Consider the following 11,986-nt stretch of genomic DNA (forward strand, 5'->3'; position numbering starts at 1 on the left):
GGACCCCCAGCCGGGGGCCTGCCCCCGGGAGCCGTCACGCCGGGCGGCGCACCTCGACGACCCGAAAGCGGTTCGCCACGAAAGCGCTGTCGCACAGGGCGGCGTTCGCCGCGGGGTTGCCGCCCGAGCCGTGGAAGTCGGAGAACGCCGCGGTCTGGTTGACGTACACCCCGCCCGTCAGGTTCAGCGAGAGCTGCGCCGACTCCTCCAGGCAGACCTCCTCGACGGCCCGCTCGACGTCCGGTGAGGTGGTGTACGCGCCGACCGTCATCGCGCCCTTCTCGCGGATCGTGCGCCGCAGCAGCTCCAGCGCGTCGGTGGTCGACTCGACGGAGACGGCGAAGGCGACCGGGCCGAAGCACTCGGACATGTACGCCGCCTCCGCGTCCGGCTTGGAGCCGTCCAGCTTGACCAGGACGGGCGTGCGGACGACCGCGTCGGGGAAGTCGGGGTTGGCCACGTCGCGCGAGGCCAGGGCGACCTCGCCGAGACCCGCGGCCGCCTCCAGCCGGGCCTTCACGTCCGGGTTGACGATGGCGCCCAGCAGGGCGTTCGCCCGGGCGTCGTCGCCGAGCAGTCCGGACACCGCGGCCGCGAGGTCGGCGACCACCTCGTCGTACGACTTGGGGCCGGTGTCCGTCGTGATGCCGTCGCGGGGGATCAGCAGGTTCTGCGGGGTGGTGCACATCTGGCCGCTGTACAGGGACAGCGAGAAGGCCAGGTTGGACAGCATCCCCTTGTAGTCGTCGGTCGAGTCGACGACGACCGTGTTGACGCCCGCCTTCTCCGTGTAGACCTGCGCCTGCCGGGCGTTGGCCTCCAGCCAGTCGCCGAAGGAGGTGGAGCCGGTGTAGTCGATGATCCGGATCTCCGGGCGGACGGCCAGGTCCTTGGCGATGCCCTCGCCCGGCCGCTCGACGGCCAGCGCGACCAGGTTCGGGTCGAAGCCCGCCTCGGCCAGCACCTCGCGCGCCACTCGTACGGTCAGGGCGAGGGGGAGCACGGCGCGGGGGTGCGGCTTGACCAGCACCGGGTTGCCCGTGGCCAGGGAGGCGAACAGCCCCGGGTAACCGTTCCACGTCGGGAAGGTGTTGCAGCCGATCAGCAGGGAGATGCCGCGCCCCACCGGCGTGAAGGACTTGCGCAGCTCCAGCGGGTCCCGCTTGCCCTGCGGCTTGGACCAGTCGGCGACCAGCGGGGTGCGGACCTGCTCGGCGTACGCGTACGCCACCGCCTCCAGGCCGCGGTCCTGCGCGTGCGGCCCGCCCGCCTGGAACGCCATCATGAAAGCCTGCCCGCTGGTGTGCATCACCGCGTGCGCGAACTCGTGCGTACGGGCACTGATGCGGGACAGGATCTCCAGGCAGATCAAGGCGCGGGTCTCGGGGCCGGCGTCCCGCCAGGCGCCCATGCCGACGCGCATCGCCGGCAGCAGGACGTCCACGTCGGCGTGCGGATACTCCACGCCGAGCTCCGGGCCGTACGGCGAGACCTCACCGCCCGTCCAGCCGTCCGTGCCCGGCTGGTCCAGCTCGAAGCGGGCGCCGAGAGTGGCCTTGTGGGCATCGAGGCCGTCGGCGGCGCTCAGCGAGCCGTTCTCCCCGTACGCCTTCGGGTGCTCGGGGTGCGGGGACCAGTAGGCCCGCGTGCGGATGGCTTCGAGGGCCTGTTCCAGCGTGGAGCGGTGCCTCTCGGTCAGGTGGTCGGTGGTGAGCTGAGCGGCGGCCATGGCGGACCAACTCCTCGTCGAGCTGGGCAGGGACAGGCGGACAGAGCTAGAGTAACCGAACGATCGGTCGGGACAAGGGGGCCTCCCGAACCTGTGGACAACTCATCGGGGAGGATCACTGTCATGACCGACAACATGGCCATCGAGCGGAGCCGTACCGTCGCTGTCGTGGGCACCGGCACCATGGGTCAGGGGATCGCCCAGGTCGCCCTGGTCGCCGGGCACCCCGTACGCCTCCACGACACGGTGCCCGACCGCGCCCGGCAGGCCGCCGAAGCCATCACCGGACGGCTCGGCCGACTCGTCGAGAAGGGCCGGATGTCGCCGGTCGAGCGGGACGCGGCGGCCGGCCGGCTGCACGTGGCGGACGCCCTCGACGGCCTGGCCGACGCCGCGCTGGTGATCGAGGCGATCGTCGAGCGGCTCGACGTCAAGCAGGAGCTCTTCGCCGCACTGGAGAAGATCGTCCCGGACGACTGCCTGCTCGCCACCAACACCTCGTCGCTCTCCGTCACCGCCATCGCCGGAGCGCTGCGGCTGCCCGGCCGTTTCGTCGGCATGCACTTCTTCAACCCCGCCCCGCTGCTCCCGCTGGTCGAGGTCGTCAGCGGCTTCGCCACCGCCGAAACCGCCGCCACGCGCGCGTACGCCACCGCGAAGGAGTGGGGCAAGACGCCGGTGCGCTGCGCCGACACCCCGGGCTTCATCGTCAACCGCGTCGCCCGCCCCTTCTACGCGGAGGCGCTGCGCCTGTACGAGGAGCGGGCCGCCGACCCGGCCACCATTGACGCGGTCCTGCGCGAGTGCGGCGGCTTCAGGATGGGCCCCTTCGAGCTGACCGACCTGATCGGGCAGGACGTCAACGAGGCCGTCACCCGGTCCGTCTGGGAGGCCTTCTACCAGGACCCGAAGTTCACCCCGTCCCTCGCGCAGCGGCGCCTGGTCGAATCCGGGCGGCTGGGCCGCAAGACGGGCCAGGGCTGGTACCCGTACGCCGAGGGGGCCGAGCGGCCGGCGGTTCCCACCGAGGCTCCCGCACCCGCGCCCGCCGCGGTCACCGTCCACGGCCGCCTCGGCCATGCCGAGCCCCTCGTCGGCATGATCGAGCGCGCCGGGATCAAGGTCCGCCGCCGCAAGCACGGCCACCACCTCACCCTGCCGGGCGGCGGCCGGCTGATGCTCGCCCACGGCGAGTCGCTCTTCGAGTACGTGGACGAGGAGGTCGTCTTCTTCGACCTCGCCCACGACTACACGACCGCCACCCGCATCGCCCTCTCCACCGCCCCGGCCACCGCGCCCGAAACCCTCCAGGAGGCCATCGGCCTCTTCCAGGCGCTCGGCAAGGACGTCACGGTGATCGGCGACGTGCCGGGCATGATCGTCGCCCGTACGGTCGCGATGCTGGTCGACCTCGCCGTCGACGCCGTCGAGCGTGGCGTGGCCTCCGCCGAGGACATCGACACGGCCATGCGACTCGGCGTCAACTACCCGGCCGGGCCGCTGGAGTGGGGCGCCCTGCTCGGCTACGAGTACGTGGCCGACATGCTGCGTGCCCTGCACGAGCGCTACCCGACCGGCCGCTACGCCCCCTGCCTCGGCATCGCCCGCAAGGACCACGAGGAGAGGGCCGCCATGAAGGACCAGGACAGCCGATGACCACCGCCAAGCGCGACACGTACACCCCCGAGACGCTGCTCTCCGTCGCCGTCCGCGTCTTCAATGAGCGCGGTTACGACGGGACCTCCATGGAGCATCTCTCCAAGGCGGCCGGTATCTCCAAGTCCTCGATCTACCACCATGTCGCGGGCAAGGAGGAACTGCTGCGGCGTGCCGTCAGCCGGGCGCTCGACGGCCTCTTCGCGGTCCTCGACGAGCCCGGCGCCGCGCATGGACGGGCCATCGAGCGGGTCGAGCACGTGACCCGGCGCACCGTCGAGGTCCTGATGGACGAACTGCCGTACGTGACGCTGCTGCTGCGCGTACGCGGTAACACCAAGACCGAGCGGTGGGCCCTGGAACGCCGTCGCGAGTTCGACCACCGGGTCGCCGACCTGCTCAAGGCCGCCGCCGCGGACGGCGACCTGCGCGCCGACGTGGACATACGGCTCGCCACCCGGCTGCTCTTCGGCATGGTCAACTCGCTGGTGGAGTGGTACCGGCCGCAGCCGGGCGGTGACGCCGAGCGCCGGCAGGTCATCGAGACGGTCGTCCACCTGGCCTTCGACGGCCTGCGCACGAGCCCCTGAAGCCGGTCGCGGAACGGCCGGCTGACCGCCGGCTCCGAAGGTCATGGCTGAGCCCCGGCCACCGAACGTCATGACGTAACGCCGTCTCCGAAGGTCATGCCCCCGGCCCGTGACCGAACGCCCCGGCGGGGCGGTGCCGTGAGACCCCGTCCGTCAGGGACGCTCCGCCGGGGCCCTCCGCCAAAGGGCTCCGTCAGAGCCGGGCCGTCACCGGGCCGTCAGCCGGGCCGTTCAGAGCCGGGCCGTCAGCCGGGCCCTCAGAGCTCGTCCGTCAGGGGCCGCCGATTGAGGTCCGTCTCCTCGAAGACCAGCAGCGTGCGCGTGGAGAGCACCTCCGGGATCGCCTGGAGCCTGGTCAGGACCAGTTCGCGCAAGGTGCGGTTGTCCGGCGTGTGCACCAGCAGCAGCACGTCGAAGTCGCCGCTGACCAGGGCGATGTGTGCCGCTCCCGGCAGTGCCTGGAGCTGCTCGCGGACCGTGCGCCAGGAGTTCTGCACGATCTTCAGCGTGATGTACGCGGAGGCGCCCTGACCCGCCCGCTCGTGGTTGACACGGGCGCTGAAGCCGCGGATCACCCCGTCCTCGATGAGCCGGTTGATCCGTGCGTAGGCGTTCGCGCGTGACACATGGACGCGGTCGGCCACGGAGCGTATCGAGGCGCGGCCATCCGTTTGGAGGATACGGAGGATGTCGCGGTCGATCGCGTCGAGCGGCCGCGGCGGCGCCTGAGGCTCGTCATTTGGCCCGCCCTGATCCCTGCCGTCGGCCATTTGTTCAGCTGCCATGTCCCCCCGCCTCTCATCCATGGACGACCTGTCTCTATCCCAGGCTGTGGAGAACCGTTTGTCCACAGACCGAAGGCACCTGTAGCCAAAATGCCGCCACGACCGAACAATCGGTAGGTGAGGCGCGTCACAGTCGCGTCCCCCTTCGGGTCTATATGCCCGCTCCCACGAGGAGGTGCTGTCATGACGGTCCAAGAGCTGCCAGGTGCCGCCCCTTACCGGCCCACCCCGCCCCCGGCGTGGAAGCCGCGTACCGACCCCGCACCGCTGCTCCCGGACCCCGAGCCGTACCGGGTGCTGGGCACGGACGCCGCGGCCGGCTTCGCGCCCGAGCTGCTGCGCAGGCTCTACGCCGAGCTGGTGCGCGGCCGCCGGTACAACACGCAGGCGACGGCCCTCACCAAGCAGGGCAGGCTGGCGGTCTACCCGTCGAGCACGGGCCAGGAGGCCTGCGAGGTCGCCGCCGCCCTGGTGCTGGAGGACAGGGACTGGCTCTTCCCCTCGTACCGTGACACCCTCGCCGCCGTGGCACGCGGCCTCGACCCCGTACAGGCGCTGACCCTGCTGCGGGGCGACTGGCACACCGGGTACGACCCGCACGAGCACCGCGTCGCGCCGCTCTGCACGCCGCTCGCCACCCAGCTGCCGCACGCCGTGGGCCTGGCGCACGCGGCCCGCCTCAAGGGCGACGACGTGGTGGCCCTCGCGATGGTCGGCGACGGCGGCACCAGCGAGGGCGACTTCCACGAGGCGCTGAACTTCGCGGCGGTCTGGCAGGCCCCGGTCGTCTTCCTCGTACAGAACAACGGCTTCGCGATCTCCGTGCCGCTCGCCAAGCAGACCGCGGCCCCGTCCCTGGCCCACAAGGCCGTCGGGTACGGGATGCCGGGCCGGCTCGTCGACGGCAATGACGCGGCGGCCGTGCACCAGGTGCTCTCCGAGGCCGTCGCCCGCGCGCGGCGCGGAGGCGGTCCCACGCTCGTCGAGGCCGTGACGTACCGCATCGACGCCCACACCAATGCCGATGACGCGACCCGGTACCGCGGCGACAGCGAGGTCGAGGCGTGGAGGGAGCACGACCCGATCCGGCTGCTCGAGCACGAGCTGACCGAGCGCGGCCTCCTCGACGAGGACGGCATACGGCAGGCGGCCGAGGACGCCGAGACGATGGCGGCGCGGCTGCGGGAGCGGATGAACGCGGACGCCGAGCTGGACCCGATGGACCTGTTCGCGCATGTGTACGCCGAGCAGACGGCACAACTGCGGGAGCAGGCGGCCCAGTTGCGCGCCGAGCTCGAAGCCGAGGGTGAGGCACGATGACGACCGTGGCGAACGCGGCGCCCAAGCCCGCCACCAAGCCCGCGACCATGGCGCAGGCGCTCCAGCGCGCCATGCGCGACGCGATGGCCGAGGACCCGTCCGTCCACGTCATGGGAGAGGACGTCGGCACGCTCGGCGGTGTCTTCCGGGTCACCGACGGGCTCGCCAAGGAGTTCGGCGAGGACCGCTGCAGGGACACCCCCCTGGCCGAGGCGGGCATCCTGGGCACGGCCGTCGGCATGGCGATGTACGGGCTGCGGCCGGTCGTCGAGATGCAGTTCGACGCCTTCGCCTACCCGGCGTTCGAACAGCTGCTCAGCCATGTCGCGAAGATGCGGAACCGGACCAGGGGCACGATGCCGCTGCCGATCGTGGTGCGTGTGCCGTACGGCGGCGGGATCGGCGGCGTCGAGCACCACAGCGACTCGTCCGAGGCGTACTACATGGCGACTCCGGGGCTCCATGTCGTCACGCCCGCGACGGTCGCCGACGCCTACGGGCTGCTGAGGGCGGCGATCGCCTCCGACGACCCGGTCGTCTTCCTGGAGCCCAAGCGGCTGTACTGGTCGAAGGCCCAGTGGTCGCCGGACGCGCCCGACCCGGTCGAGCCGATAGGGCGCGCGGTCGTGCGGCGGACGGGCCGCAGCGCCACCCTCATCACCTACGGGCCGTCCCTGCCCGTGTGCCTGGAGGCCGCCGAGGCCGCGCAGGCGGAGGGCTGGGACCTGGAGGTCGTCGACCTGCGGTCGCTGGTGCCCTTCGACGACGAGACGGTCTGCGCGTCGGTACGGCGCACGGGGCGCGCCGTCGTCGTCCATGAGTCGTCCGGCTTCGGCGGACCGGGCGGGGAGATCGCCGCTCGCGTCACGGAGCGGTGCTTCCACCACCTGGAGGCGCCGGTGCTGAGGGTGGCCGGTTTCGACATCCCCTACCCGCCGCCGATGCTGGAGCGGCACCACCTGCCGGGCGTGGACCGGATCCTGGACACCGTGGCGCGACTGCAGTGGGAGGCACAGAGCTGATGGCCCAGGTGCTGGAGTTCAAGCTGCCGGACCTCGGCGAAGGCCTCACCGAGGCGGAGATCGTGCGCTGGCTGGTGGACGTCGGGGACGTCGTCGCCATCGACCAGCCGGTCGTCGAGGTCGAGACGGCCAAGGCCATGGTCGAGGTGCCGTGCCCCTACGGGGGCGTGGTGACCGCGCGGTTCGGCGAGGAGGGTGCGGAACTTCCGGTCGGAGCCCCGCTGTTGACGGTGGCGGTGGGTGCGACGTCGGCCCCGGGCTCGGCTCCCTCGGCCGACCCGTCGGGCTCGACCGGTCCGTCCGGCTCCTCCGAGGAGGGCTCGGGGAACGTGCTCGTCGGGTACGGCACGGCCGCCCCGGCGGCTCGGAGGCGGCGGGTCCGGCGGGAGACGGCCGGTCCGGCGGCGGTACCGGTGACTCCCGCACCGGTGACGCCCGCACCGGCGGACTCGGCACCGGCGAACTCGGCACCGGCGGGCCCCGCCGCCCCGGCACCGGCGGGCCTCGCACAGCTGTCTCCCGCGCCTTCCGACGGACCGGTGCCGGTGATCTCACCGCTCGTACGGAAGCTGGCCCGGGAAAAGGGCGTCGACCTGCGGCAGTTGCGCGGCTCGGGCCCCGACGGGCTGATCCTGCGGGCCGACGTGGAGCGCGCGGTGGCCGCGCCCGTGGCGGCGGCTGCCCAGGCGTCCGACCCGGCGCCCGCCCAAGCGCCCGAGGCGGCGGCCGTGCCGGCCGGCGCCGGTGAGCGGGTGCCGCTGCGCGGCGTACGCGGTGCGGTCGCCGACAAGATGTCCCGCAGCCGGACCGAGATCCCCGACGCGACCTGCTGGGTCGACGCGGACGCGACCGAGCTCATGGCCGCGCGTGCCGCGATGAACGCGGCCGGAGGACCGAAGATCTCTCTCCTGGCGCTCCTCGCGCGGATCTGCGTCGCCGCGCTCGCGCGCCACCCGGAGCTCAACTCCAGGGTGGACATGGCCGCGCGGGAGATCGTGCGCCTGCCCGAGGTGCACCTGGGCTTCGCGGCGCAGACCGACCGCGGCCTGGTCGTCCCCGTCGTCCGTGACGCGCACAGCCGCACGGCGGAGTCCCTGACGGCGGAGTTCGCCCGCCTGACGGAAGCCGCCAGGGCCGGGACGCTGACGCCCGGGGAGCTGACGGGCGGCACGTTCACGCTGAATAACTACGGCGTGTTCGGGGTCGACGGCTCGACGCCGATCATCAACCACCCCGAGGCGGCGATGCTGGGCGTCGGCCGGATCGTCCCCAAGCCGTGGGTGCACGAGGGCGAACTGGCTGTCCGGCAGGTCGTCCAGCTGTCGCTGACCTTCGACCACCGGGTGTGCGACGGAGGCACAGCAGGCGGCTTCCTCCGGTACGTGGCGGACTGCGTGGAGCATCCGGCGGTGCTGTTGCGGACCCTCTGACGGTCCAGGGGCCCGGGCCGGGGGCGGGGGCGGGGGTGCACGCGTCCCGGCCCCGGCCGCCCCGGGGGTGGGTGCGGGAGCATGCCTGGGGATACTGGTGCCGTGACCCCATTTGACGTCGTCGTGCTCGCCGGGGGTGCCGCAAGGCGGCTCGGCGGCGTGGACAAGCCGGGCGTGAGCATCGGCGGGCGGACCCTGCTCGACCGTGTGCTGGGGGCCTGCCGCGAAGCCGGACGCGCCGTCGTCGTGGGCGGGCGGCGGGCCACCGTGCGGCCCGTGGTGTGGGCACGGGAGGAACCGCCGGGCAGCGGGCCGCTGGCCGCGCTGGCGGCGGGCGTGCGGCACGTGGAGGCCGACACCGTGGTCGTCCTGAGCGGCGACCTGCCCTTCCTCCAGGACGGTGGCGTACGCACCCTGGTCGACGCGCTGGCGAACGGGAGCGCCGAGGGCGTGCTGTCCGTGGACCCCGACGGGCGGGACCAGCCGCTCGTCGCCGCTTACCGGACCGAGCCGCTGCGCCGCGAACTCGCCCTCCTGGCAGCCGAACACGGCAACCTGACCGGACTGCCGCTGCGGCTGCTCGTCCAGGAGCTGGACCTCCTCCGTATCCCGTCCGGCCCCCTCGCCTCCTTCGACTGCGACACCTGGGAGGACATCGCCACGGCCCGGGCCACGATCAGGGAGCATGGGAACGTGCTGGACGAATGGATCACCGCAGTCAAGGACGAGCTCGGCATCGAACTGGACGTCGACACCGGCGTCCTGCTCGACCTGGCCCGCGACGCCGCGCACGGGGTCGCCCGCCCCGCCGCCCCGCTCACCACCTTCCTGGTGGGTTACGCCGCAGCCAAGGCCGCCGCGGGCGGCCCCGAAGCCGTATCCGCGGCGGTGGCCGAAGCCGCGCGCAAGGCGTCCGCCCTCGCCGACCGCTGGGCGAACGAGGCCGACAGCGGGACCGGCGGGGCAACCGGCGGGGCAACCGGCGGCGGGACCGGCGGCGCGGCTGGCCAGGGAACCGACAGCGGGACCGGCGCCGGATGACCGAGCCGGAGGTCGACGGCGTCGACGAAGCCCTCGCCCTGGTCGGGTCCCGGGCCCCGAAGCAGGAGCGGCACCGGGCCACGCCCTGGGCCGAGGCCCGGTCCACCGCCGCACGCCTGGGCACGGCCCGCCCGACCCGGACACGGCGGGTGGCTCTCGGACAGGCGCTGGGCGGTGTGCTCGCCCAGCCGCTGACCGCGCTCACCGACCTGCCGTCGTTCGACACCTCCGCCATGGACGGGTGGGCCGTCGCGGGCCCCGGCCCCTGGCGGATCCACGAAGGCGACTCCGTCCTGGCGGGGCACGCGCAGACCCCTCCGCTGCCCGACGGCGAGGCGGTACGGATCGCCACCGGCGCCCGCGTCCCGACCGGCGCCACCGCTGTGATCCGCAGCGAGCACTCCCGTACGGACGCGACCGGCCACCTGCACGCCCGGCGTGAGGTGACCCATGGGCAGGACATCCGGCCGCGCGGCCAGGAATGCCGCTCCGGCGACCGGCTCCTGCCCGCCGGGACACCCGTCACGCCGGCCGTCATCGGACTGGCCGCAGCCGCCGGGTACGACGAACTCCACACCGTCGTACGACCGAGAGTCGACGTCCTGGTCCTCGGCGACGAGCTCCTCGCGGCCGGCCTGCCGCACGACGGGCTCATCCGCGATGCCCTCGGTCCGATGCTCGCGCCCTGGCTGCGCGCGCTCGGCGCGGACGTCGGCGTGACCCGGCGCATCGGGGACGACGCCGACGCGCTGTATGCGGCGGTGACCGAGTCCGGGGCGGACGTGGTGATCACCACCGGAGGCACCGCGTCGGGGCCGGTCGACCACGTCCACCCCGTGCTGCGCAAGGCGGGCGCCGAGCTGCTGGTCGACGGGGTGAAGGTCCGCCCCGGGCACCCGATGCTGCTCGCCCGGCTCACCCCGGCCACATACCTGGTCGGTCTGCCCGGCAACCCGCTCGCGGCCGTCTCCGGCCTGCTCACCCTGGCCGAGCCGCTGCTCCGTGGCCTCGCGGGACGCCGGATCCCGGCACCGTACCGGGCCGCCGTACGCGACGAGGTGCACGGCCACCCGCACGACACCCGGCTCGTGCCGGTCGCCCACGAGGACGGCCACGCCACGGGGAACGCGGCGGGACGCGCGACGGGGCACGCCCCCGGGCGCGGTTCCGGGCGCGTCGTGCCCCTGCACTACAACGGCCCGGCCATGCTGCGCGGGATCGCGGCGGCGGACGGGCTCGCGGTCGTCCCGCCGGGTGGTGCCCGGCCCGGGGACGTACTGGAGATTCTCGACCTGCCCTGGGCGGCGACCACCGAGGGGTGTTTCACGTGAAACTTCCTGGCCAGGATGCGATGGCCCGCCGCGCCGAGGAGCATCTCGTGGGCGGGCAGATCCGGCTTCCCAACCCGATCGTCCAAAAGCCCCTCCGCCAGGTCGGCAAGCGGCTGCTGATGGCGCTGTTCGTCCTCGCGCTGACCGTCCTCATCGTCTACGTCGACCGCGGCGGCTACCACGACAACGCCGACGAAGGCGTCGACTTCCTCGATGCCATTTACTACGCGACCGTGACCCTGTCGACGACGGGTTACGGCGACATCGTTCCGCACAGCGACAGCGCACGGCTGGTGAATGTGCTGCTGGTGACCCCGCTGCGCGTGCTGTTCCTGATCATTCTGGTCGGTACCACTCTCGAGGTCCTCACCCAACGGACCCGGGAAGAGTGGCGGCTCAACCGCTGGAGGTCCACGTTGCGCGACCACACCGTCATCATCGGCTTCGGTACGAAGGGCCGGTCGGCGATCCAGACGCTGTGCGCCACCGGGCTGAAGAAGGACCAGATCGTCATCGTCGACCCGAGCAGCAAGGTCATCGAGACGGCGAACGCGGACGGGTTCACGGGCGTGATCGGCGACGCGACCCGCAGTGACGTGCTGCTGCGTGCCGAAGTGCAGCGCGCCCGGCAGATCGTCATCGCGACACAGCGCGACGACACCGCTGTCCTGGTCGCCTTGACGGCTCGCCAGCTCAACCGCGGGGCGAAGATCGTCGCGGCCGTACGGGAGGAGGAGAACGCGCCGCTGCTGCGCCAGTCCGGTGCGGACGCCGTGATCACCAGCGCGAGCGCGGCCGGCCGGCTGCTGGGCCTGTCCGTACTGAGCCCCAGCGCGGGCACGGTCATGGAGGACCTGATCCAGCAGGGCAGCGGACTCGACCTGGTCGAACGGCCGGTCATAAAGGCCGAGGTGGGCAAGAACGTGCGTGAGACGGACGACCTGGTGATCAGCGTCCTGCGTGGGCACCGGCTGCTCGGTTACGACGATCCGGCGGCAAGCCCGCTCCAGTTGACGGACCGCCTGATCACCATCGTCCGGGCGAGCAGTGTGCCACCGCTCAGCACACCGCCGGAGTAGCCT

Annotated in this window: 10 protein-coding genes; 8 read left to right on the forward strand and 2 right to left on the reverse strand. The window is 72.8% G+C overall.

What is annotated here, in order from left to right; translation table 11 throughout:
• Positions 1 to 34: 34 nt before the first annotated feature.
• Positions 35 to 1,729 carry a phenylacetic acid degradation protein PaaN gene (gene paaN / locus ABT360_RS04645; protein ID WP_351810623.1) on the reverse strand — a complete coding sequence of 565 codons (1,695 nt, stop codon included), beginning with the start codon at positions 1,727 to 1,729 and terminating at the stop codon, positions 35 to 37.
• Positions 1,730 to 1,852: 123 nt separating this feature from the next.
• Here paaN and ABT360_RS04650 point away from each other — a divergent pair, with 123 nt between their 5' ends.
• Together ABT360_RS04650 and ABT360_RS04655 are read left to right on the forward strand one after the other, a co-directional pair.
• The gene (locus ABT360_RS04650; RefSeq protein WP_351810626.1) at positions 1,853 to 3,385 is read left to right on the forward strand and encodes a 3-hydroxyacyl-CoA dehydrogenase; all 1,533 of its coding nucleotides are present in this window, start codon (positions 1,853 to 1,855) and stop codon (positions 3,383 to 3,385) included.
• Positions 3,382 to 3,975: a TetR/AcrR family transcriptional regulator gene (locus ABT360_RS04655; RefSeq protein WP_351810629.1), complete on the forward strand. Its 594-nt coding sequence runs from the start codon at positions 3,382 to 3,384 to the stop codon at positions 3,973 to 3,975. Before ABT360_RS04650 ends, ABT360_RS04655 begins: the two co-directional genes overlap by 4 nt.
• A 257-nt stretch (positions 3,976 to 4,232) precedes the next feature.
• On the opposite strand, the gene ABT360_RS04660 is transcribed toward ABT360_RS04655, so the two are convergent.
• Positions 4,233 to 4,760 (reverse strand): Lrp/AsnC family transcriptional regulator, encoded by a 528-nt coding sequence (locus ABT360_RS04660; RefSeq protein ID WP_444852176.1) that lies wholly within the window; start codon positions 4,758 to 4,760, stop codon positions 4,233 to 4,235.
• A 183-nt stretch (positions 4,761 to 4,943) separates the two neighbouring features.
• Between ABT360_RS04660 and pdhA the strand changes: the two genes are divergently transcribed.
• The 6 genes from pdhA (at position 4,944) to ABT360_RS04690 (ending at position 11,983) form a co-directional block, all read left to right on the forward strand.
• On the forward strand, positions 4,944 to 6,080 hold the full coding sequence (pdhA, locus tag ABT360_RS04665) for a pyruvate dehydrogenase (acetyl-transferring) E1 component subunit alpha (RefSeq protein ID WP_351810631.1): 1,137 nt from the start codon (positions 4,944 to 4,946) through the stop codon (positions 6,078 to 6,080).
• Positions 6,077 to 7,102 carry an alpha-ketoacid dehydrogenase subunit beta gene (locus tag ABT360_RS04670; protein WP_351810634.1) on the forward strand — a complete coding sequence of 342 codons (1,026 nt, stop codon included), beginning with the start codon at positions 6,077 to 6,079 and terminating at the stop codon, positions 7,100 to 7,102. The genes pdhA and ABT360_RS04670 overlap by 4 nt, the downstream gene beginning before the upstream one ends.
• Positions 7,102 to 8,532 (forward strand): dihydrolipoamide acetyltransferase family protein, encoded by a 1,431-nt coding sequence (locus tag ABT360_RS04675; RefSeq protein ID WP_444852178.1) that lies wholly within the window; start codon positions 7,102 to 7,104, stop codon positions 8,530 to 8,532. The genes ABT360_RS04670 and ABT360_RS04675 overlap by 1 nt, the downstream gene beginning before the upstream one ends.
• Positions 8,533 to 8,634: 102 nt before the next feature.
• On the forward strand, positions 8,635 to 9,573 hold the full coding sequence (locus tag ABT360_RS04680) for an NTP transferase domain-containing protein (RefSeq protein WP_351810640.1): 939 nt from the start codon (positions 8,635 to 8,637) through the stop codon (positions 9,571 to 9,573).
• A complete protein-coding gene (locus tag ABT360_RS04685) occupies positions 9,570 to 10,904 on the forward strand; it encodes a molybdopterin molybdotransferase MoeA (protein ID WP_351810643.1) in 1,335 nt (444 codons plus the stop codon). Before ABT360_RS04680 ends, ABT360_RS04685 begins: the two co-directional genes overlap by 4 nt.
• Before the next feature lie 20 nt (positions 10,905 to 10,924).
• Entirely contained in the window at positions 10,925 to 11,983 is a 1,059-nt protein-coding gene (locus ABT360_RS04690; protein WP_351811025.1) for a potassium channel family protein, read from the forward strand.
• The last annotated feature ends 3 nt before the right edge of the window (positions 11,984 to 11,986 follow it).

The sequence above is a fragment of the Streptomyces sp. NPDC000229 genome (assembly GCF_040300825.1).
Taxonomy (GTDB): Bacteria; Actinomycetota; Actinomycetes; order Streptomycetales; family Streptomycetaceae; genus Streptomyces.